The organism is Leclercia sp. CFBP8987 (assembly GCF_034044995.2).
GTDB classification, from domain to species: Bacteria; Pseudomonadota; Gammaproteobacteria; order Enterobacterales; family Enterobacteriaceae; genus Enterobacter; species Enterobacter tamurae.
This window is the reverse complement of record NZ_CM188255.1, coordinates 4,176,858-4,199,862: the sequence shown is the minus strand read 5'-3', so window position 1 is coordinate 4,199,862 and position 23,005 is coordinate 4,176,858. Positions and strand designations below refer to the sequence as shown.

Annotated in this window: 17 protein-coding genes and 3 pseudogenes; 16 read left to right on the top strand and 4 right to left on the bottom strand. The window is 55.8% G+C overall.

All coding sequences use genetic code 11. From position 1 onward, the window contains the following. Positions 1 to 6: 6 nt before the first annotated feature. Together SOM40_RS20145 and SOM40_RS20140 are read left to right on the top strand one after the other, a co-directional pair. Positions 7 to 9,048 (top strand): hemagglutinin repeat-containing protein, encoded by a 9,042-nt coding sequence (locus tag SOM40_RS20145; RefSeq protein WP_320531017.1) that lies wholly within the window; start codon positions 7 to 9, stop codon positions 9,046 to 9,048. Further along, on the top strand, positions 9,048 to 9,365 hold the full coding sequence (locus SOM40_RS20140; RefSeq protein WP_225758033.1) for a hypothetical protein: 318 nt from the start codon (positions 9,048 to 9,050) through the stop codon (positions 9,363 to 9,365). The genes SOM40_RS20145 and SOM40_RS20140 overlap by 1 nt, the downstream gene beginning before the upstream one ends. A 45-nt stretch (positions 9,366 to 9,410) precedes the next feature. On the opposite strand, the pseudogene SOM40_RS20135 reads toward SOM40_RS20140, so the two are convergent. After that, positions 9,411 to 9,587: pseudogene (locus tag SOM40_RS20135) on the bottom strand (SymE family type I addiction module toxin). A gap of 126 nt (positions 9,588 to 9,713) precedes the next feature. On the opposite strand from SOM40_RS20135, the gene SOM40_RS20130 reads away from it, so the two are divergent. After that, entirely contained in the window at positions 9,714 to 9,914 is a 201-nt protein-coding gene (locus tag SOM40_RS20130) for a hypothetical protein (protein WP_225758034.1), read from the top strand. A 36-nt stretch (positions 9,915 to 9,950) separates the two neighbouring features. Here SOM40_RS20130 and SOM40_RS20125 read toward each other — a convergent pair whose 3' ends face one another. Next, positions 9,951 to 10,088 carry a SymE family type I addiction module toxin gene (locus SOM40_RS20125; protein ID WP_225758035.1) on the bottom strand — a complete coding sequence of 46 codons (138 nt, stop codon included), beginning with the start codon at positions 10,086 to 10,088 and terminating at the stop codon, positions 9,951 to 9,953. A 62-nt stretch (positions 10,089 to 10,150) separates the two neighbouring features. Here SOM40_RS20125 and SOM40_RS20120 point away from each other — a divergent pair. Then, a pseudogene (locus SOM40_RS20120) lies at positions 10,151 to 10,959 on the top strand (hemagglutinin); the annotation flags it as partial. Positions 10,960 to 11,549: 590 nt separating this feature from the next. Then, positions 11,550 to 11,852: a hypothetical protein gene (locus SOM40_RS20115; RefSeq protein WP_225758036.1), complete on the top strand. Its 303-nt coding sequence runs from the start codon at positions 11,550 to 11,552 to the stop codon at positions 11,850 to 11,852. 45 nt (positions 11,853 to 11,897) lie between these two features. Here SOM40_RS20115 and SOM40_RS20110 read toward each other — a convergent pair whose 3' ends face one another. Continuing rightward, positions 11,898 to 11,984 (bottom strand): SymE family type I addiction module toxin, encoded by an 87-nt coding sequence (locus tag SOM40_RS20110; protein ID WP_501050887.1) that lies wholly within the window; start codon positions 11,982 to 11,984, stop codon positions 11,898 to 11,900. 113 nt (positions 11,985 to 12,097) lie between these two features. Between SOM40_RS20110 and SOM40_RS20105 the strand changes: the two are divergent. From SOM40_RS20105 to SOM40_RS20090, 4 genes and pseudogenes are all read left to right on the top strand, one after another. Continuing rightward, a pseudogene (locus tag SOM40_RS20105) lies at positions 12,098 to 12,334 on the top strand (hemagglutinin repeat-containing protein); the annotation flags it as partial. A 103-nt stretch (positions 12,335 to 12,437) separates the two neighbouring features. Then, positions 12,438 to 12,770, top strand: coding sequence for a deaminase domain-containing protein (locus SOM40_RS20100; protein ID WP_255639574.1), 333 nt, complete (start codon positions 12,438 to 12,440; stop codon positions 12,768 to 12,770). Next, entirely contained in the window at positions 12,770 to 13,138 is a 369-nt protein-coding gene (locus tag SOM40_RS20095; RefSeq protein ID WP_225758038.1) for a hypothetical protein, read from the top strand. The genes SOM40_RS20100 and SOM40_RS20095 overlap by 1 nt, the downstream gene beginning before the upstream one ends. 604 nt (positions 13,139 to 13,742) lie before the next feature. Next, complete coding sequence (locus tag SOM40_RS20090; RefSeq protein WP_225758039.1) at positions 13,743 to 14,057, top strand: hypothetical protein; 315 nt, start codon at positions 13,743 to 13,745, stop codon at positions 14,055 to 14,057. A 45-nt stretch (positions 14,058 to 14,102) separates the two neighbouring features. On the opposite strand, the gene SOM40_RS20085 is transcribed toward SOM40_RS20090, so the two are convergent. Next, positions 14,103 to 14,189 carry a SymE family type I addiction module toxin gene (locus SOM40_RS20085; protein ID WP_501050886.1) on the bottom strand — a complete coding sequence of 29 codons (87 nt, stop codon included), beginning with the start codon at positions 14,187 to 14,189 and terminating at the stop codon, positions 14,103 to 14,105. Between the two features lie 616 nt (positions 14,190 to 14,805). On the opposite strand from SOM40_RS20085, the gene SOM40_RS20080 reads away from it, so the two are divergent. The 7 genes from SOM40_RS20080 (at position 14,806) to bcsB (ending at position 22,994) form a co-directional block, all read left to right on the top strand. Beyond that, positions 14,806 to 15,483 (top strand): CsgG/HfaB family protein, encoded by a 678-nt coding sequence (locus SOM40_RS20080; RefSeq protein WP_312078017.1) that lies wholly within the window; start codon positions 14,806 to 14,808, stop codon positions 15,481 to 15,483. A gap of 9 nt (positions 15,484 to 15,492) precedes the next feature. Continuing rightward, a complete protein-coding gene (locus tag SOM40_RS20075) occupies positions 15,493 to 15,840 on the top strand; it encodes a DUF4810 domain-containing protein (RefSeq protein ID WP_414672299.1) in 348 nt (115 codons plus the stop codon). Positions 15,841 to 15,851: 11 nt separating this feature from the next. Continuing rightward, positions 15,852 to 16,514: a DUF799 domain-containing protein gene (locus SOM40_RS20070; protein ID WP_225758042.1), complete on the top strand. Its 663-nt coding sequence runs from the start codon at positions 15,852 to 15,854 to the stop codon at positions 16,512 to 16,514. A gap of 474 nt (positions 16,515 to 16,988) precedes the next feature. Further along, on the top strand, positions 16,989 to 17,594 hold the full coding sequence (gene bcsO, locus SOM40_RS20065; RefSeq protein WP_320531020.1) for a cellulose biosynthesis protein BcsO: 606 nt from the start codon (positions 16,989 to 16,991) through the stop codon (positions 17,592 to 17,594). Beyond that, positions 17,585 to 18,391 carry a cellulose biosynthesis protein BcsQ gene (gene bcsQ / locus SOM40_RS20060; protein ID WP_106995877.1) on the top strand — a complete coding sequence of 269 codons (807 nt, stop codon included), beginning with the start codon at positions 17,585 to 17,587 and terminating at the stop codon, positions 18,389 to 18,391. The genes bcsO and bcsQ overlap by 10 nt, the downstream gene beginning before the upstream one ends. A 20-nt stretch (positions 18,392 to 18,411) precedes the next feature. Beyond that, on the top strand, positions 18,412 to 20,532 hold the full coding sequence (bcsA, locus tag SOM40_RS20055) for a UDP-forming cellulose synthase catalytic subunit (RefSeq protein WP_320531021.1): 2,121 nt from the start codon (positions 18,412 to 18,414) through the stop codon (positions 20,530 to 20,532). After that, complete coding sequence (bcsB, locus tag SOM40_RS20050; protein WP_320531022.1) at positions 20,529 to 22,994, top strand: cellulose biosynthesis cyclic di-GMP-binding regulatory protein BcsB; 2,466 nt, start codon at positions 20,529 to 20,531, stop codon at positions 22,992 to 22,994. Before bcsA ends, bcsB begins: the two co-directional genes overlap by 4 nt. The last annotated feature ends 11 nt before the right edge of the window (positions 22,995 to 23,005 follow it).

The window sequence follows — 23,005 nt, the reverse complement described above, 5'->3', positions numbered from 1 at the left end:
GGGACGATGAAAAAGGAACAGGTAAGTTTATCCCGGCGCGTACTGAGCACCTTACTGAGCGTGCTGCTCGCGACGCAGCCGCTGCTTCCTGCCGTGGCGGAAACCCTTACGCCGACCGGCACTACCCAACTGGATAAAGCCGCCAACGGCGTGCCGGTGGTTAATATCGCCCCGCCGAATGCCGCGGGCATTTCGCACAATAAATATCAGGATTACAACGTCGGCAAAGAGGGGCTGATCCTCAACAATGCCACCGGCCAGGCTAATCAGACCCAGCTCGGCGGGCTTATTCATAACAACCCCAACCTGACGGCGGGCAGGGAGGCGGCGGGGATTATCAACGAAGTCACCGGCACTAACCGCTCTCAGCTGCAGGGCTATACCGAAGTGGCGGGGAAAGCCGCCAACGTCATCGTCGCCAACCCTTACGGCATCACCTGTAACGGCTGCGGGTTTATCAATACCCCCAACGCGACGCTGACCACCGGCAAGCCGGTGCTCGACGCCAGTGGCCGGTTACAGTCGCTGGACGTCAGCAAAGGCAGCATCCTGATTGAAGGCCAGGGCCTGGACGGAAGCCAGAGCGATGCGGTGTCGATCATCGCCCGCGCCACCGACGTGAATGCCCAACTGCATGCCAAATCACTGACGGTGGTGGCGGGGGCCAACCGGGTGGCGGCCGACGGCAGTGTCAGCCCGATCCCCGGTGAAGGCGACGCCCCAAAAGTGGCGGTGGATACCGGAGCGCTGGGCGGGATGTACGCCAACCGTATTCACCTGGTCTCCAGCGAGAAAGGGGTGGGCGTCAATCTGGGCAATCTCAATGCCCGCGACGGGGATATTTCGCTGGATGCCAACGGAAAACTGACGCTGAAAAACAGCCTGGCCAGCGGTGCCATTACCGCGAAGGGTGAAAGCCTGGCCCTGAGCGGGGATCACAAAGCCGGGGGCAACATCACCCTGAACAGCCAGAGCGATCTGGCGCTGCAGGAGGGTTCGCTGAACAGCGACCGTGACCTGGTGTTGAATGCCAGCGGCACGCTCTCGCACAGCAAGGCCAAACTGACCGCCGGGCGGGATGTCTCCCTTACGGCGCAACAGATCTCCCAGGATGCTGGCAGCCAAACGGATGCCGCACAGCATATCAGTGTGAATGCCCGGGACGGCGCCACGCTCGATGGACGCATGACGGCCGGGCAAAACCTGGCGGTGGCCGCCGATGCCCTGACGCATAACGGCCAGCTGGTGGCAGGAAATGGGCTGTCGCTTAATGCTGCCCGTCAGACGCTTAACGGCGCGATAAATGCGACCGGCGATCTCAGCGTGGCAGGACAGCAGGTTACCACCACCGGGGCCGCGCAGATTCAGGGCCGTAACCTGAGCATAAGCGCCAGACAGGCAGATCTGAAAGGAACCCAGGCGGCGAAAGAGGCTCTGATGGTCAACGCCAGTGAGACCCTGGCGCACAGCGGCAAAAGCAGCGCGAACACGATGACCCTCAGCGCACCGCAGCTGGACAACAGCGGCGTGGCGATCGCGTCGGCACTTAATACGCAGTCACAGACGCTCACTAACAGCGGGCTGTTGCAGGGGGATTCGTCCCTGCGGCTGGATACCCGGGAGCTGGACAACCAGCAAAACGGGACGCTCTACAGCGCAGCAAGGCTGACTCTCTCCATTCCGACGATTGGCAACAGCGGTCGGATTATCAGCGACGGATCGCTGGTGGTTGCGGCCAACACCCTCAACGGTGCGGGGCTGTTGCAGGGCACCGACGGGCTGACCCTTAGCGGCGATACGCTGGCCCAGGGGGCGGCGGGGCGCTGGCTGACCGCCGGTAAGCTGGATATCACCGCCGGGCAGCTCACCACCGCAGGCACCATCCAGGGGCAACATCTCAGCGTTGATGCAGGCGACTGGCGGCATTCTGGCTCTGCGCTTGCTACGGGCGATTTTGACGCCCGCGCAACCGGCTCCCTGTGGAACGACGGCGACCTGATGAGTCAGGGCAAGCTGACCTTCAGCGTACCGCAGCTCACCAACAACGGTAATCTGCTCGCGGCGGGTGACATGCTCCTGACCGGCACCCTGAACAACCGGGGCGACCTGCTGAGTCAGCAGACCCTGACGGTTAACGCCCGGGAGATCACCAACAGCGGTCGGCTGCAGGGGCAGAACATCGCCCTGACAGGCAAAAATTTGACCAACAGCGGCGCCATCCAGAGTGCGCTGGATCTGGCCCTGACGTTAAGCGGTGACCTGGCGACCGTCACCGGCAGTAAAATTACCGCCCTGGGCCATGCCCGACTTAGCGGGAAAAACCTCGACAACCAGGGGCTGCTGAGCGCGAAAAACCTCACTATCGACGGCGACTCGCTCAGCAACGGCGGGGAGATCAGCGGCGTCAACGGACTTAACCTGCACCTGACGGGCAACCTGAAGCAACAGGGGAAAATGCTGAGTGGGGCAGGGCTGACCGTCCGGGCGGGAGACATCAGCAACAGCGGCCAGATGCAGGGGGATAACACCCAGCTTGATGCCCGGACGCTGACCAACGATGGACGTCTGCAGGGCGACAGCGGCCTGACGCTCACGCTGCTGGAGGCCCTGACCAACCAGACCAACGGCATCATTCTCAGCCAGAATGCACTCGCTGTGACCGCCCCGGTGCTGAACAATAACGGCACGATTCAGGGGAATGGTCCCTCCACGCTCAGTGGCGCCACGCAGGTGCAAAATAACGGCAACATCCTCTCCGGTGATGAGCTGAAGCTGACCACCGCGGACTACAGCGGGGCAGGCTGGCTGCAGGCGACGAACCTGCTAATGAATGCGGCAAAACTCGCTAACAGCGGCACCATGATAGCGGCCCGCGAGGCCACCTTTACCGGCAACAGCCTGACCAACGCCGGGACCCTGCAGGCGACACAGTTGACCGTGAACGCGCAGACGCTGACCAACAGCGGCACCCTGCTGGGGAACAGCAGCCTGACGCTGACCAGTGACAGTATCAACAACGATAATGGCAACCTGTTCAGCGGGGGCGACCTGCTGACCGAAGCGACGTCCCTCAGCGGTATCGGCCAGATTGTGGCCCTCGGCAACCTGACGCTGAAGCTGGCGAACAGCTGGACGGCGCAGGGCGTGGTGGCGGCCAACGACCAGTTGACCATTACCAGCCAGGGCGACATCAGCAACCAGAGTACCCTGCAGGGCAACGGCATCACGCTGAACGCCGCGGGCAAGGTGACCAATAATGGCCTGATTACTGCAGGAGGCGGCACGACCTCGCTCTCCGGCAGTGAGATTGCCATGAACAGCAGCGGCTCGCTGCAAGCCGGGGGCGATGTCAGCCTCTCCAGCCAGGGGGATATCACCCTCGATGGCTTTACCGGCACCGCGGGCAATATGGCGCTCACCGCCGCCGGGTCGGTGATCAATACCGCGCTGCTGTATGCCGGAAATAATCTGTCGCTGTTTGCGGATCGTATTGCGAACCTGCGGGGCGATATGCTGGCGGGCGAAGACCTGATCATGCAGAAAGATGCCATGGGTGCTGTTAATAGTGAAGTGGTGAATACGTCAGGAAATATTGAGACGCAGAGAGGGAATATCACGATTAAGACTGCTCATTTATTGAATGAGCGAGATGGACTTACTGTTATTGATAAGCTGGTTGATAACTCGGCCGAACTGGAGAGTACGCTCAAAATTAATATCCTTGATGTACCTCGTGAGTACCTTGGTTATTACACAACAATAGAGTGTCAGGGAAGCCAGGGCGGAAATTGCCGCACAGTCTATCATTTAGTCTTACCGGGTTCGGATAAAAAAGATGTTCTGGTTTCAGAATCATCAACCATCGCAACTGCTAACGGAGGCGCTTCCCGCATAGCTTCTGGGCGAGATTTACAGATTGATGCTGGGATCCTTGATAACAGGGCCAGCAATATAATGGCATCCGGAAACATCAGCCTTTATGGTGATTTGCTAAATAACTATTCTGCTGAAACATCGAGAACCTCCAAATATGCGCTTTATCAGTACGACTGTACTTCACAATGCAATCGTGAAATCACGACAGGGTTGAGCGATCGCGATATAAAAAATATGGCGAAGTACAATAACAGCGAGGCGCAATATTATAACTTTGTTTATAAACTCCAGGCAGAACTAAAAGAAGTTAAGGAAACGGAACCTTCTTCACTTTATCGTTCTGTTATCCAGGCTGGCGGTATTGTCACCGCCTGGTTCGACAAAGACATCAGCAACACCAACACCACGTCAAATGCCGGGCGCATCAGCAATACCCTTGTTGCGCCGGACCTGAATACCCCATCAGCACAAAGCATCGCGGGTGGCGCGAATCAGCAGACGCTGGGTGATGCTGACACGATGGCAATCACCGCGCCAGACTGGCAGAACGCCGCTCAAGGTCAGACCATCGCCGACGGCACAACTCTCGTACCTGGCGGCATCGACGGCACCTATCCTCTGCCTTCCGGCAAAAACGGCTACTTTGTCACTTCTACCGATCCTGACAGCCCGTACCTCATCACCGTAAACCCGAAACTCGACGGGCTGGGGCAGCTCGATCCCTCTCTGTTTGGCGATCTATGGAAACTGCTCGGTATCAATCCAGGCGCTGCCCCGCGTGAAACGGCCACTCAATACACGGACACCAGTCAGTTCCTGGGCTCATCGTACATGCTCGATCGCCTTGGGCTGAAGCCGGATCGCGATTACCGCTTCCTCGGCGATGCCGCATTTGATACGCGGTACGTCAGCAACTACGTGCTGAACCAGACCGGAACACGCTATATCAACGGTCTGGGCTCCGACCTCGACCAGATGCGCTACCTGATGGACAGTGCCGCTGGCGCAGAGACCTCGCTGGGGCTGAAGCTCGGGGTGGCGCTGACGGCAGACCAGATAGCCGCCCTCGACCACAGTATCCTGTGGTGGGAGACCGCCACCGTTAACGGCCAGACCGTGATGGTGCCGAAGGTGTACCTCTCTCCGAAAGACGCCACCGTGCAGAGCGGCAGCGTGATTAGCGGGAGTAACGTACAGCTGGTGGGCGGTAACGTCACCAACAGCGGAAGCACGCTGCTGGCGCAGAAGGGCCTGTCTGTCGACAGCAGCAACAGCATCAGCAACCTGAACGCCGGACTGCTCAGCGCAGGCGGCGGACTCAATCTGAGCTCGCTGGGTGATATCAACAATATCGGCTCCACCATCAGCGGTAAAACCGTGGGGCTGGAGAGCGTTACGGGCAGCATTAACAACGTCACCCAAACGCAGACGTGGGATGTGGACGCGGGCCGCGTGCGCTTAAGCGGTACGGATGTGGGCGTCACCTCGTCCATCACCGCAACGGACGGGCTGGCGATGCGCGCCGGGCAGGATATCAACATTACCGGGGCGAACGTGGCGGCGGGCGGTAGCCTCGGCATGGCGGCAGGTAACGATATCAATATCACCGCCAACGAGATTACACAGAGTGAGCACCGTTCGCCGCGCAACAGCGCAACAACAGAGACGGCTTCCGTTACGCAGCAGCGCAGCACCCTGTCGGCGGGGGACGATCTCACCCTGCTGGCGGGGAACGATCTCAATGCCCGCGCCGCAGCCATTGCCGCCGAAGGGGATGTCGGCATCCAGGCCGGTCGCGATCTGAACCTGCTGGCAGAGGCCACCTCTGAAAGCGCCAGCAGCAAAGCGAAGAAGAAAACCGCCATCGATGAGTCCGTGCGTCAGCAGGGGACGGAGATCGCCAGCGGCGGCAACGCGACCCTCATCGCCGGGCGCGATATGAACGCGCAGGCCGCAGAGGTGACGGCGCAGGGCGATATCGGCGTGGCGGCGGGTCGGGATGTCAATCTCACCACCGCCACCGAGAGCGACTATCGCTACCGGGAGAAAACCAAAACCAGCAGCGGGTTCCTGAGTAAAAAGACCACCCACACCATCAATGAGGACAGCGCCACGCGGGAGAAAGGCTCCCTGCTGAGCGGCGATAACGTGACGGTGCAGGCCGGAAACAACCTGCTGGTGAAAGGCTCGGCAGTGGCCGGTGACGGCGACGTGGCGTTATCCGCAGGTAACAACGTCGACATCGTGGCGGCCACCAACACCGACACCTCCTGGCGCTTTAAGGAGACCAAAAAGTCCGGCCTGATGGGCACCGGCGGGATTGGCTTCACCCTCGGCAGCAGCAGGTCCACCCAGAGCCTTCGCGAGCAGGGCACCACCCAGAGCGGGAGCTTCAGCACCGTCGGGTCGACGGGCGGCGACGTCAGCATCACGGCAGGTAAGCAGGCCCACATCGGTGGGGCGGATATCATCGCGCAGAAGGATATTGCGGTTCGCGGTGACAGCGTGGTGATCGAGCCGGGCCACGATAAACGCACCCGCGATGAGAAGTATGAGCAGAAGAGCAGCGGCCTGACGGTGGCGCTGTCGGGCACGGCGGGGAGCGCGCTGAATAGCGCGGTCACGACGGCGCAAAGCGCGAAGCAGAGCAGCGATTCGCGTCTGGCCGCCCTGAAGGGGACACAGGCGGCGCTCTCCGGCGTGCAGGCCGGGCAGGCGGTGGCGCTGGACCAGGGGAGGGGGACCTCTGACAGCGGTAACACCAACACCGTAGGTATCAGCGCGTCGCTGGGTTCGCAGTCGTCTAAATCCTCATCGCATATGCAGAGTGAGACCACCACGGGCAGCACCCTCAACGCGGGCAGCAACGTCACCCTCAGGGCCACCGGGAGCGACATCACCGTGGCGGGCAGCCAGATCAAGGCCGGTCAGAACGTGACGCTTGATGCGGCCCGGGACGTGAACCTGCTGGCCTCGCAGGACACGCAGCAGACGTCGGGTAAAAACAGCAGCAGCGGGGGCAGCATCGGCGTCGGGCTGGGGGTGGGTTCCGGTGGGGCGGGGCTCAGTATCTCCGCGAACGCCAACAGCAGCAAAGGGCACGAGAAGGGCAACGGGGTCTGGCAGAACGAGACCACGGTGGATGCGGGTAATCAGCTCACGATTAACAGCGGGCGTGATACCACGCTGGCCGGCGCCCAGGTGAGTGGCGAAACCGTGGTGGCGGATATCGGTCGCAACCTGACGATAACCAGCCTGCAGGACAGCGACCACTACGACAGCAGGCAGCACAGCGTCAGCGGCGGCCTGGGTTACACCTTCGGGGCGGGCGGCTTCTCCGGCAGCATCAGCGCCAGCCGGGACAAAATGTCCAGCGACTACGACTCGGTCCAGGAGCAGAGCGGGATTTTTGCCGGGAAGGGCGGCTTTGACGTGACCGTGGGCAACCACACTCAGCTCGACGGCGGGGTGATCGCCTCGACGGCGGATGCGGACAGGAACAGCCTCGACACCGGCACGCTGGGCTTCAGCGATATCCACAACCGGGCAGAGTTTGAGACCGAACATCAGGGGGCGGGGATCAGCTCCGGGGGCAGCATTGGCAGCCAGTTTGCCGGGAACATGGCGAACGGCCTGCTGGCCGGGGGCGGTAACAGCGGTGATGCAGAGGGCACCACCCGGGCGGCGGTGAGCGAAGGGACGCTGACTGTCCGTGATACGGCGAACCAGCAGCAGGATGTGGCGGACCTGAGCCGGGATACGGAGCATGCGAACGGCAGCATCAGCCCGATATTTGACAAGGAGAAGGAGCAGCGACGTCTGCAGGAAGTGCAGCTGATTGGTGAGATTGGCTCGCAGGCGGCAGACATTGCCCGCACCCAGGGCGAGATAGAAGGCCTGAATGCGGCGCGGGCTAAGCTGGCGAAAGACGGGAAGCATGAGCCGGGGCCGGATGCCAGTAAAGATACCAAAGCTGAGTATCAGAAGGCGCTGCGCGAGACGTCCGAATACAAGACGGCCATGGAGAAGTACGGCACGGGCAGCACCATCCAGCGGGGTATCCAGGCGGCGACGGCGGCGCTGTCGGGGCTGGCAGGCGGGGATATCGCCGGTGCGCTGGCGGGGGCGTCGGCACCGGAGCTGGCGCATATGCTGAAAGCCACCGAGGGTAATACGGCGGTTAACACTATTGCCCATGCCATTCTGGGCGGCGCGGTGGCGGCCATCCAGGGTAACAGCGCGGCAGCAGGTGCCGCAGGCGCGGCCACGGGCGAGCTGGCGGCGAAGGCGATAGCGGGTGTGCTGTATCCTGGCGTGACCGACCTGTCGAAGCTGACGGAAGAGCAGAAGCAGACGGTCAGCGCCCTGGCAACGATTTCGGCGGGGATGGTCGGAGGGCTTGCGGGGGACAGCACGGAGTCTGCGGTTGCGGGGGGACAGGCCGGGAAGAATGCGGCTGAGAATAACTTTTTGGGTGATAAGGACATCACGACCTTCACCGAACAGTACGCAAATGCGAAGACGGATGTCGAGAGAGAGCAGCTTCTGTCTGACCTGAAAAAACAAGATGTAGCGCAACAGGCGAAGGCGCTGGCGACAGGTATTCCAGTTAATGAGCAAAAGGCAGAGCTGGAGAAACTGAAGGTTCTACAAGCCTCGCCGGAGTGTAATGCCCAATGTCAGGGACTGGTTGCTTATTCGATTTCAGAACTGGAGCCAGTGGCGAATAATACTGAGCTGCACAAAAATAATCTGAGTAAGGCGGTACTGGCGGGTGTGATATTTGGATTAACGGTTGAGAAGCCGGCTGCAAATAATCCTATATCGCATCTGACAAGGGAGCAGCAGCAATTAATCTGGAGTGCTGAGACTATCACGACGGCTAAAGGGATACAGAATCCCTTCCCACGAGATCTGAATGAGAAAGTATTATGGAATCAGGTTAAGAAAAGCCCTTCACAGGGGCAGATATTAGACAATATGAATAAAGACTCGCGCTTTCCAAAAACTGCTGGGTTCCAAAAAATGCAGGTGAATCATGAGTTACCTGATGGTTCTAACATTACAATCCATTACCAATATAACTCTTTTACTGGTAAGGCTTATGATATGAAGATAACTACACCACAGCGGAATCCATTGCAGCCAGGCCCATCATTAAAGGATAAATAATGAAAATAAGACCTAACAAATCGGCCTATGTTATTGATGTTTATGCAATATATTGGGTGGGGAAAGAAACTTTATTTTTGGGCATGCCAAGAAAACATGGTGGTCTGATAGCATATAAAGCCCAAGATGTAGAACTCATAGACCCTGACTTATCGGGGAATTTTACGTACTTCGAAAATAACTGTAGAGGTATTTATCATTCGTCACTTATTAAAGAAAGATTACTTGATGATTTACTTGAAAATGATGAAGCAGCCTATAAACGCTTCCTTGAAATCCTGAAAGCAGAAGGCCGGATAGATCCAGATTTTTACTAACTGCAGAAGATCCCGGCCCCTGCGCCGGGATCTTCTTTTTAGCCGTCAGAACTTAAACTCAAGCTCAATAGTCAGCCGTCCCTTCTCAGCCGTCACAATCACCGGCTGCCCGGTCCGGAATCACAGTTCTTCCAGCCAGCGGCCCTTGATGGTGAGCTGGGGTAGCGGGTTGGGTCTGCCCTGGTTGGGGTGATAATCGACCTCTACTAAAGAGTTGAGCAATGGTCGTTCAGCTTATTGGGATCAATCTACTGGTAATGTTGTAATCCGCAATCCTAAAGCAGCAGATGGTGGAACAGCTTTAGGCCTGTAAACGGTAGGGCATACTTCGATAATTTGAGGTGATGAATGGATGTAATATCTGTTGCTGGAAAACAAGCTCAATTAACCATTGATGAAAATGAGTTATTGATCCTGAACTCAGCTTTGAATGAAATTTGTAATGGCATCTCTGTTCCTGAATTTGAAACCAGGATAGGGGCTTCTAAAGAAGATGTCTGTGCCTTACTTAATGATGTAAGCCATATTTTAGACAAAATGATGGCTTGAGAAGATTCCGGCCCCTGCGCCGGGATCTTTTACCCGTCAGCCCTTAACCGGCTCGATCACCGGTTTTCCCTGCTCAACGCTGACCATGACCGGCGTGTCGGTGCTGAATCCCGCTTCTGCCAGCCAGTTACCGTTCAGTCGCAGGCAGGGGCTGAATGAATACCAGATGGTCATGCAGATACAGGCTCTTTAACAGCTTTGGGAAAAATGGAACGCCGGGCATAAAACCGCGTATCGGGCGTGGGGTCACCTTCGGCAGTATGACCGGCTCGGGCTACGTCAGCGCCAGCCAGGACAAAATGAACAGCACCTTTGATTCGGTGCAGGAGCAGAGCGGGCTGTATGCCGGTGACGGTGGCTTCGATATCACGGTGGGCCGCCACACGCAGCTGGACGGGGCGGTGATAGCCTCCACGGTACAGGCGGATAAAAACCGTCTGGATACGGGCACCCTGGGCTTCAGCGATATCCATAACGAAGCCGATTATAAGGTCAGCCACAGCGGTGTCAGCATGAGCGGGGGCGGCAGCTTCGGCAAAGATACGTTCACCGGCAATATGCCGGGCGGAATGGTCTCCGCGGGTGGCAGCAGCGGCCATGCAGAGGGCACCACTCAGGCGGCGGTCGCAAACGGCACTATTACCGTGCGTGACACAGCGAACCAGCAGCAGGACGTGGCGGACCTGAGCCGGGATACGGCGCATGCGAACGACAGCCTCAGCCCGATATTCGACAAGGAGAAGGAGCAGAAGCGGCTCCAGGCCGTGAGCCTTATCAGCGAGATTGGCAGCCAGGCCATGGATATCGCCCGATCCAGCGGGGTATCCAGGCGGCCACGGCCGCGCTGTCGGGGCTGGCAGGCGGGGATATCGCCGGTGCGCTGGCGGGGGCGTCGGCCCCGGAGCTGGCGCATATGCTGAAATCAACCGAGGGTAATACGGCGGTTAACACTATTGCCCATGCCATTCTGGGCGGCGCGGTGGCGGCCATCCAGGGTAACAGCGCGGCAGCAGGTGCCGCAGGCGCGGCCACGGGCGAGCTGGCGACAGGTATTCCAGTTAATGAGCAAAAGGCAGAGCTGGAGAAAATGAAGGTTCTACAAGCCTCGCCGGAGTGTAATGCCCAATGTCAGGGACTGGTTGCTTATTCGATTTCAGAACTGGAGCCAGTGGCGAATAACACGGAGCTGCATAAAAATAATCTGAATAAAGCGGTACTGGCGGGGGTGATATTTGGATTAACGGTTGAGAAGCCGGCTGCAAATAATCCTATATCGAATCTGACAAGGGAACAGCAACAGTTAATCAGAAGTGCTGAAACTATCACGACGGCTAAAGGGATACAGAATCCCTTCCCACGCGATCTGAATGAGAAAATCGTTTGGAATCAAGTACGGAGTAATCCGGCTTCTGCTGGAGAGCCGCTTAAGGGAATGAATAAGGATCTTCGTTTCCCAACATCTGCGGGATTCCAGAAAATGGAAGCCAAGCAAAAACTATCTGATGGCTCAACAATAACAGTGCATTATCAATATAATTCATATACTGGTAAGGCTTATGATATGAAAATTACTACACCCCAGCGACATGTTAGTGATCCGGCTAAGGTGATTGATTTTATTAAGGATGTTGTTAAATGAAAATAAAAGAAAATGACGGAACACTAATAGAAATCTACGCTATTTACTGGATGAAGGGGAAAACTTATTTTTATGGTCTAATCAAAGGATATGGCTTGTCTGTATTCAACGCGGATAAAGTAGAAATAATTGACCCTACAATATCAGGTGACTTTATTTTTTTTGAAGATGGTGTTTTTTTTAAACCCCTCATAGCAGAAAGAATATTGGATGATCTGGTTGAAGGGGATCCTGAAACTTATAAGCGTTTTATTGAAATCCTGAAAGCAGAAGGCCGGATAGGTCCAGATTTTTATTAACCGCAAAAGATCCCGGCCACTGCTCTGGGATTTTCTTTTTACCCATCAGCCCTTAACCGGCTCGATCACCAGTCGTCCCTGCTCCACGATGACCGTGACCGGCGTTTCGGTGCTTAATCCCGCGTCTGCCAGCCAGTTACTGTTCAGTCGCAGGCAGGGGCTGAATGAATATCAGATGGTCATGCAGATACAGGCTCTTGAACAGCTTTGGGAAAAATGGAACGCGGGTCATAAAACCGCGTATCGGGCGCGGGGTCAGCATCGGCGGCGGTACCAGCGGCTACGGTATCGGCGTCTTTGCCAACGTCAATGCGGCTAAGGGCCACGAGAAGGGGAGCGGTACTGCCTGGACGGAGACCACCCTCGACAGCGGCGGCACGGTCTCAATGACCAGCGGACGCGATGCCATCCTCGACGGCGCGCAGGTGAGCGGTAACGCCATCGTGGCGGATATCGGACGCGACCTCCTGATGCGCAGTCAGTAGGACAGCAACGATTATAAGTCGAAGCAGAACAGCGTGGCGGCGGGAGGCAGCTTCTAAGCGTTCGGGTAATGTTGCTGTTGCCGATGTGGATATCCCAGGTATGCCAGTGCAGATGGCGGCGCATAGTAGTTTTAATGAAGCAGGCAAAGGGTTAGTAGGTAAAGGAAGTCAGAATTTCCAATCCCAAACGTTGCCAAATAAAGAAGGCGCTTTGATTCCAAGAAATACGGATTCTGAATATAAAATTCTTGATAACTTGGCCGATCAGCTAGGCAATAACACATCAGCAAGAGGCACAGTTACAATTTTCACGGAACGTTCGGCATGTGGCAGTTGCTTAGGTGTAGTTGATCAGTTCCAGCAAAAGTATCCTGGCATTCGGGTCAATGTCCTCGATAACAATGGTGTGCTACTAACCCCGAGGAAGAAATAATGAATGATGAACGTATTGATTATTATGAAATTAAAAGAGATTTTTTAGAGTGTTGTTATGAAGGTTGTCGCGTGAAATTGGATGATATTGCCAGCGGAAACTCTCAGTGGCCAGAGGGTGCAGATGGAAGAGGTTATGCATCTTATCAATATGAAGGTGCCTATCAGCTCCCTATTGAACAATTAATGTTAGCTGTTATTAATTTAATACTAATGGCGGCGCGTGGCCCTGAACATGTTGAAGCGTATCACCAAAAAGAAATTAATCAGATCTTATCAGCTCATCCTCTTGAGGAACTGTTGAAAGAGTTGGGTGAAGAAGAGCGTAAAGATCTTCTTTACGATATGAAGTTATTAAAAATAATATGATGCCTGAATAAAAAACCCAACCTTGGTGGTTGGGTTTTTTTATCTATAACTTGACATATCCATTTTTCTAGAAGTGGCTTTTTTTTTGATAATTATAATAAAATCATTGCATTGACTCTGATTTTGAGCGGAGATCTTAAGAGATTTTCAGCTTCTTCTTAACGTCCGGTTCCGGCTGAATTACCCATTCCTACCTCGCCAGCATCGTAAAGAGAACCGCTAATGACAGTGGAGAAAGCGTTGCTAAAATGCACTGTGCAGACAGGGACGTCACGGCAGGGCGGTAGCGTATCTACGGGGTAACGTGGTGGCAGATATCGGGCGCGACCTGACGATATCATCGATAACAAAATTCTGATCAGTGCCGCAGAGAAAATATCGACGGCGAAACCGGGTAAGCAATTTACAGCGCCCAGGGATTTGAATGAACAAATTGTATGGAAACAAGTGCAGGTAGTCCAGAAAAATGCCAAAGGAGAATCAATAACTATTCATTATCAGTACAACTCTACTACTGGTAAAGCTTACGATATTAAAATTTATACTCCACAAAGGGTTAGCTCTAATCCGGCAGATGTCATCGAAAATATTAAAGGGCTAGTTAATGAAAGTCAGAGAGAAAGATGGAACAGTTATAAATGTGTTTTCAATTTATTGGTTTGGTGAAGAAACATATTTTTATGGGCTTCCCAAAAACTATGGAGGCTTGACTGCATATAGAGCGAGTCAAGTGACTGTAATTGAATCAGAAATACATTTTAAGGCAATGTATTTTGAAAATAATGCTAAGAGCATTCATCATTGGGCACTGATTAAAGAAAAGTTGCTGGATGATATATTAGAACGAGATGAAGATGCCTATAAACGCTTCCTTGAAATCGTGAAAGCTGAGGGTCTGGTAGAGCCAGATTTTTATTAACTGCAATAGATCCCGGCCTTAGCGCCGGCATCTTCTTTTTACCCGTCAGTTCTTAACCGGCTGGATCACCAGTGGTCCCTGTTCCATGCTGACCGCAACCAGCGCGTCGGTGTTGAATTCCGCTTCTTCCAGCCATTTACCGTAAAAATGTGCAGGTTGGGCTGATGGAATACCAGACGGTCATGCAAGTACAGGCTCTTTAAAAGCTCTGGAGAAAATGGACGGTGCTTCAACACTGAATTGCCGTGTTCTTTTACTTCTTGTGAAAGGATCCCTGTGGCTTCAAATAATATCTGTAGTTCATCTTTTTAACGCTTTTCGCTTTTATCAAACTCTTTTGGATACGTCTAAGCCGTTGCCTAAATTCATATCGTTACCTGTATAAGTCATTTTCTTCTGAAAAGGGATTAATTAGTCTGTTGTTTAGACTTGTCTCATCACATCATTTTCATGGAGCGCATAATTGTTTTGCGTAGCCGATCCCGTTAAAAATGCGTTATTAACCTGACCAGGATTGAATGTACCTGGCATCCGCATGTGCCCACGTTCAGGTCGTTAAAGTAAAAACACCGCACCGCTGCATAAAATCCCCACAAATCTAAAGAAAATCCAAAAAACACGATAAATATGAAGTAATTGAATGACTTCCTGTCATAATGGATGCCGCTCTCTCCATAATAATACTTGAGAGAAAAGGTAATCAAATTACCCATCGTCTCGTCTATTTTTATAAGGAAATTCAGATACCATGGTCAATAAACAAATCGTCAGTTCGCTCTGCTTTAGCGCGTTATTGCTGACAGGTTGTGCAACGGAATCCTCCCGTTCCGTCGAAGTCGCGAAAGTCGCTACCTATAACACCGCCTGGCAGGGCCAGCGCAGCCTGATATCGGTCGGCAAATTTGATAACCGCTCCAGCTATATGAATGGAATATTCTCCGATGGCGTCGACCATCTGGGGAACCAGTCCAAGACCATTTTGATCACCCACCTGCAGCAAACCGGCCGCTTCAACGTGCTGGATCGCGCGAACATGGAAGAGATCAAAACCGAGTCCGGCATCAGTGGTCAGCGCCAGCAGCTGAAAGGCGCAACCTACGTCATCACCGGCGACGTGACGGAGTTTGGTCGTAAAGAGACCGGCGACAGGGCGCTGTTTGGCATTCTGGGACGCGGAAAATCGCAAGTGGCTTATGCGAAAGTTGCCCTGAATGTGGTCAATGTCCGCACCTCTGAAGTGGTCTACTCCTCGCAGGGCGCGGGTGAATATACGCTCTCTAATCGTGAAGTGCTCGGCTTTGGCGGCACGGCCAGCTACGACGCCACGCTGAATGGCAAAGTGCTGGATCTCGCCATTCGCGAAGCGGTCAATAACCTGGTGGCCGGGACTGAGAACGGTGGCTGGAACCCGTCAAATACACATTAAAAGGAATTGATGATGGCAACTGTAAATAAGCTCGTAACTGGCGCAGCACTATTACTGCTGGCAGGGTGTGCAACCAACACGCCGCAAAAGATCTACACGTGGGGGGATTATCAGGAGTCGGTCTATGACTACTACACCAATAAAACCAGCCCGCAGGAGCAAATTGCCTCTCTACAGAAATTGATTGAAACGTCACGGGCAAGCAGCAAGCCTGTTCCTCCTGGCGTGCATGCCCAACTTGGGATGCTCTACAGCAATACGGGTAACAGAGAGCTGGCGATGGCTGAATTTAATGCCGAAAAAACGCAGTACCCGGAGTCGGCTTCATATATTAATTTCCTGACCACGAAAAAATAAAGGGACGTAACATGAAAGGAATTTCAGCCCTCCTGACTCTGGCATTGACGCTTATCGTTACGGGTTGCACCACTAATAAAACACCGCCCGCTGATTATTCTGCCTTCCGGGAAAGCAAACCGCGCAGCATCCTGGTGCTGCCGCCGAAAAATACGTCGCCGGACGTGAACGCCAGTCACGGCTTTCTGAGCAGCGTCACTCTGCCTCTTGCTGAATCCGGTTACTACGTGTTCCCGGTTGCGGTCGTGGAAGAGACGTTTAAACAAAACGGCGTAACTAACCCGGACGATATCAGCGCGGTGCCGCTGAAAAAACTGCACGATATCTTTGGCGCTGATGCGGTGATGTACATCACCCTCACCGATTATGGCACCTCATACCAGGTGATCAGCAGCGACACGCGCGTGAGCGCAGCGGCGCGTTTAGTGGATCTACGCACCGGGAAAGAGCTGTGGAAAGGCGTTGCCACGGCCTCAAGCAATGAGGGCCAGAGTAATAATGGCGGTGGCATAGTGGGGATGTTGATAAACGCGGCGGTGACCCAGATTGCGCATTCGGCCACGGATAAAGCGTATGATGTTGCTCAGGTGACCAGCGCTCGTCTGTTCAGCGCGGGCCCTGGTGGTTTGTTATACGGGCCTCGTTCGCCAAAATACGGACAGACTGCCCTGTAATGACCTCCGATCCCGGCCAGCGTGCCGGGATCATTTTCACTCCTTGCGGTTACCAACCCATCACCCGATCTTCTTAGTGTCCCTTAAAACGTCCGCTCCCACCCGAGGCGGATAATGTTTTTTCATAAACCCTGCTTATAGTTACTCTCCGGTATTTAACCGCAATTACATCATTTTTTCGGTCAAATGTTTCACTTAAGTAACACAAAACAAAATTTTATGTTTAAGTTGTAGGTTGTTAATGGCGAAAAGTGGAGAAATTGCGTTATCTGTCGATAAGCTTGTAGAGAGTATTACCTCTACGTAATATGCATTAGAATATTCGGTAAACAAATATTAGCGCCAGCAATGGCGGGGGCAATGGTGGTTGTTAACCCTTCACTCCCTTTACATGCTCGTAACCCCACAAACTGTTGTCCCTGGCAAAGTCATGCAGGAAACAAAAATACTGACTTGTGAATCAAGAGTAATACCATGAAAAATTATGATGATTTACAGCGTTTCAAGGATAAAACGCGCACCGGTGACATCCATTTCAAGGATCTGTCGGCGCAAAACAAACAGGCGTCGAACAGCGGCTGGGCGATTATCAACCAGCTGGCAGGTGTAGACAGTGACGCGGCGCTGGCGAAGGCCGGCAGCGTTGCGGTGCCCGTGCCGCAGGCCGTTAAACCCGGCGAACTGGATGCGGCGTTTGCCAGCCTGACGAAGACGCCCGTGGCGGAGCCTGCCGGTTCAGCCCCGTCTATTATGCAGAGCTTACAGGTTGAAAGCGCAGATAAAACCGCACAGACGCAGCTTAATCCGGCGGTACCTTCTCTGTTCGATCAGCTGCGCCCTGAGGCAACCCCCCAGGCGAACGTAAAAGAGACACCTGTCGCGGCGGCGCCATCGGCATTCCATCCAGCACCCGTGCTCGCGCCTGTACAAGCGCCTGCTGAGACAGTGACTCCGCCAAAACCGGCGGAGCCGGTGCGCTTTGAGCAGCTGTTCGCGACCAAAACCTCCGCGACGGCCAGCCATCCGGTCAAGGACCTTCCGTTACAACCGCTCCTGGAGAAAATCGCTTCATGCCGTTAGTGTGTATTTGCTCGCCAAAAGGCGGAGTAGGGAAAACCACGGTCACGGCCAACCTCGCTTATGCTCTGGCACGTGCCGGCAATAAAGTTCTGGCCATTGACTTCGATGTTCAGAACGCGCTGCGTCTGCATTTTGGCGTGCCGTTATCTGACGGGCGTGGCTATGTTGCGCGTGCCAATGAGTCGGCGGACTGGAGCCAGTCGGTGCTAACGGCGGGCAGCAATATGTTCGTCCTGCCCTATGGCGAAGTGACGGAAGAACAGCGCCTGATCTTTGAGCATAACCTCACCAGCGACAGCAATTTCCTGGCGCGAGGCTTAAGCTCTCTGCTGAACTATCCCGGGCTGATTATCCTGGCCGACTTCCCTCCAGGGCCGAACCCGGCACTGAAGGCGATCTCGCCGCTGGCGGATCTGCATCTGGTGACTTTACTGGCCGACACCGCCTCCCTGTCCCTGCTGCCCCACATCGAAAATCACCGGCTGACCGGCGGCGCACCGCCAGATAACAAGGCCGGATACTATTTCCTGGTGAACCAGAGTGACAACCGGCGCCATATCAGCCGTGATGTCACCGCCTTCTTACAGCAACGCCTCGGGGACCGTCTGCTTGGTGTGATCAACCGGGATGAAAGCGTGCCTGAGGCCAATGCCTCACAGCAATCGATACTGGATTTCAGCGCCACCTCGGCGGCGGCGTTTGATATCGAGCTGGTGAGTAAGCGTATCGCGGGTATTTTGGGTATCCAGGTCGGTGACGGCGCCGTGCACGCCAACCTGAGAACCTCCAGTTTCTGACGACAATTTCAGGACGTCCTATGAAAAAGGCGCTGTTTTATCTACTGCTATTGGTCTTAGCACCCATCGCCGTATTAATTATTATCACCCCAATGGATAGCCAGAAGCAGTATATCTTCGGCTTAATCAGCATTGGGGCGCTGATGCTGCTTGGCTTTAGCAAACATCATCGTGTGTCGGTCATTATGATGATTGTGGCGGTCTTAATGTCCACACGATATATCTGGTTCCGGGCCACACAGACGCTGCACTTTAATTCAGAAATAGAGGCCATACTGGGGATCGGGTTATTTCTTGCCGAACTCTATATCTGGATAACCATTATTTTGAGTTATCTGCAAAACCTGTTTCCTCTCCAGCGCAAGATCGTACCGCTGCCGGATGATATGGCGCAGTGGCCGACGGTGGATATCTATATCCCGTCGTATAACGAAAGCCTGGACGTGGTGCGCGATACGGTGCTGGCGGCGCAATGCCTGGATTACCCGGCAGACAAGCTCAAGATCTACCTGCTGGATGACGGTAAGCGCAACGAGTTTGCGGTATTTGCCGCCAACGTCGGGGTAGGGTACATCACGCGTAACGACAACTCCCACGCCAAAGCGGGTAACCTCAACCACGCCATGAAGCTCACCAAGGGCGAGCTGATCTGCGTTTTTGACTGCGACCACGTGGCGACGCGTATTTTCCTGCAGGCGACCGTCGGGGCCTTCCTGCAGGATCCGCGTCTGGCGCTGATGCAGACCCCGCATTACTTCTACTCGCCGGATCCGTTCGAGCGTAACCTCTCCGCGGGCCGCGATATTCCCAACGAAGGTCAGCTGTTCTACGGGCAGATCCAGCGCGGCAACGATAACTGGAATGCCACCTTCTTCTGCGGCTCCTGTGCGGTGATCCGTCGCAGCGCGTTGGAGGAGATTGGCGGCTTTGCGGTTGAGACCGTGACCGAAGATGCCCACACCGCGCTGAAGATGCAGCGTCTGGGCTGGAAGTCGGCCTATCTCGATATTCCTCTGGCGGCAGGGCTGGCGACCGAGCGTCTGGTGGTGCACGTCATTCAGCGTACCCGCTGGGCGCGCGGCATGACCCAGATTTTGCGCGTCGATAACCCGTTGCTGGGCCGGGGTCTGAAGTGGCAGCAGCGTCTTTGCTACCTCAACGCCATGCTCTCGTTCCAGTTTGCGCTGCCGCGCGTGGCGTTCCTCACCGCGCCGCTGGCGTACCTGCTGTTTAACCTGAACATTATCCACTCCTCGGCCAGCCTGATTTTCGCCTACATGCTGCCGCACCTGTTCCTCTGTATCTATGTGAACTCACGGGTCAACGGGCGGTTCCGCTACAGCTTCTGGGGGGAGATCTACGACCTGGTGCTGGCTTTCCACCTGGTGTTGCCGACGGTGATTACCCTGATCTTCCCGAAACGCGGCAAGTTCAACGTGACCGATAAAGGCGCGCTGCTGGACGTGGGCTATTTCGATTTCAGCATTGTCCGCCCGCACCTGATTATTGCGGTGCTGCTGGCGGCAGGGGTTGTCGCCGGGATTGTGCGCGCCGTCGGCCATGACTACTTCGGGGTGGACCCGATGGTTATCGCCCTCAACGTCGGCTGGGGCGTTTACAGCCTGATCTTCCTGCTGGCCGCCATTGCCGTGGCGCGGGAGACCCGTCAGACGCGTAAAACCATCCGTATTGATGCCACCGTGCCGGTGGTAATTCACTACGCCAGCGGCATCTCCTCGCGCAGCCATACCCTGGATCTCTCCATGGGCGGCTGCCGTATTGCGGTGGTGGATGACCGTCACCTCAACGACGAGATCGAAGAGATAGAGCTGCAATTGCAGTCCGGGGCCATCAGCATTCCGGTGAGCGTGATTGCCCACGACCAGCAGTACATTCGCCTGATGTTTGACGAGATCCCGCTGGACCGCCGTCGCGAACTGGTGCGCGTAGTACTGGCCCGCGCCGATGCGTGGATCAACCCGCCAAAAGCGCAGGACAACCCGTTCCGCTCGTTGTTTATCATTATTCGCAGCGTATTCGATCTGTTCTGGCTGACCTGGAAGGACCGTCGTGAAAAGCGCCGTCATCGGCATGATGACGCCCGCCGCGGGAATAACGTCAACGAGGATACCGCTGTATGAAAGGGATGACCCGTAAAGCGCTGCAGATGGCGCTGATGTTCGGCGTGCTGGTGCAGCCGGTGACGGCGGAAGAGCCGACCACCGTGGAATCGCTGCTGCCGGTGGATCTCCCGCCGCCGGTAACGGATGCGGCCCAGCCTCTGGCTGATGCAACGCCTGCAGCGGCCGACACGGCTCCGGCCACGCTGCCCGCCCCCGACACGCTGCCTGCCTTCCAGACCCCGCCAGTCGAGGAGACGACCCCGGTGCCTGAGGCTGCGCCTGCGATACCGACACCCGATGCCGCGTCTGCGGCACCAATGGGCATCACTCCCGGCACCACCACCAGCATCTCCGTCGCCCAGATGGGGCAGCCAAACGGCGTGGTGCTGAGCGGCGGCCAGCTGCAGGGCGGGATCGACTTTACCCTCTCGGCGGACCAGGTGATCACTAATGCGCAGCTGGAGCTGAACCTCAAGGTCTCTCCGGCGATGGCGGCACGTAATACTACCCTGCAGCTGATGCTCAACGGCCAGCCGCTGGGGACGGTGCCGCTGGGCTCCGCCGACAGCAATGTCTCCAGCTATCAGCTGGATATTCCGGCGGCGATGGTGGTATCCCGCAACAACATCAGCTTCAAAATTAACGACGGCGATGCGCTGCTGTGCCAGCGCGATCTGTCCGACAGCTACCAGGTCACCATCATGCCGAACACGCGGCTGGACCTGGAGGCGCAGCAGCTGAACATTGCTGCGGATCTCAGCCACTTCCCGCGTCCGTTCCTCGACGAAATGCAGATGACGCCGACCACGCTGACCTTCGCGTTCCCGGCCAAAACCCTGCCGGAGCAGGTGGGTGCCGCGGCGCTGATCGCCTCCTGGCTGGGTATCGAAGCGGATTATCGCGGCATCGCCTTTGATGCATTACACGATCAGCTGCCGGAGAAAAACGGCATCCTGTTTGGTAAACCGGGTGAGTCTATCGGCGGCTTAACGCTGCCAGCCTCGAACGGAGCCACGCTGCAGGTGGTAGATAACCCCGGCAACCCGATCTACAAGCTGCTGCTGGTGGTAGGGAATAACGAGCAGCAGCTGAAAAGCGCCGCGTACCGTCTGACCCGCGGGCAGTTCAACGGCCAGACCACCAGCCTGCCGGTTGAGGCGCAGAACATCCCGGTCAGCAAACCTTACGATGCCCCGCGCTGGATCTCGACCGATCGCCCGGTGCTGCTGAGCGAGCTGATGCGTAAGGATCAGAGCCTGACCGTGACCGGCATCTGGCACGAACCGCTGACTCTGGCCTTCCGTGCTGCGCCGGATCTGTTTATGTGGGATGGGGACACCATTCCGCTGAAAGTGGCCTACCGCTTCCCGTCCGAAAGCTGGATTGACGAGCAGCGTTCGTACCTGTCGATGACCTTCAACGGCGCGTTCCTGCGCAACCTGCCGGTCAACAAGCAGGGGCTGCTCGAAGGGCTGTGGCATAAGCTCGGCGGCGATGCGCGTCAGGAAAACGTTGAGGTGCCGCTGGAGCCGTACCTGATTTACGGCGACAACCAGCTGCAGCTCTATTTCAACATCCAGACTAAAGAGACTGCGCCGTGTAGCGTCCTGCTCAATAACAACATCAAGAGCCGTATCGACGAAGACTCGAGTATCGATCTGAGCAACACGCGCCACTTCACGCTGCTGCCGAACCTGTCGTACTTCGTCGGCGCCTCGTTCCCGTTCACCCGTCTGGCGGACTTCTCCCAGACCGTACTGCTCCTGCCGGAGAACCCGAGCGAAAGCGAGATCGGCACCCTGCTGGATCTCTCTGCCCGTTCCGGTAACGCCACCGGCACCGCGCTGAACAATAACCGCGTGATGTTTGGTCTGCCGTCCGGCGGCGCGAACCTGCTGCGCCTGAGCAACAGCGACGTGCTGGCGGTCTCCTCGCTGGATCAAACCGCCTTTAACCGCGCCCTGCTGGCGCAGTCGCCGTTTGTCAGCAACGAGCACAGCTTTGGCGTGCGGGAACCGAAACTGTGGGAAAAAGCGCAGCGTCTGCTGGAGGGGGACTGGAACGCGTCCGGCGTCGATGCCGACCGCTACTTCTCGTCCAACGAATCCTGGCGCGGCTTTGTCAGCTTCCGCTCCCAGTGGAACCCGGAACGTCTGGTGGTGATGGCGATTGGCAGCGATGACGCCCAGCTGGCGCGTCTGCATACCGACCTCAACTCCGCCCGCATCAATGCCGGGATCCGCGGCGATACCGCGATCATCACCGATGAGAACGGCGTACGCAGTTTCCGCGTCGGCCCGCAGTTCCCGAGCGGCCAGATGCCCTGTTACATGATGGTGGTGTGGTATGCCACGCAGCACTCCGCCATGCTGGCGATTTTTGGACTGCTGTTCGCGACGATTATTGGCCTGAGCCTCTACTCGTTACTGAAAAAACGCGCGCACAAACGTCTTAACCCACAGGATTCAGATCGTGAGTAAGGGTGGTAACA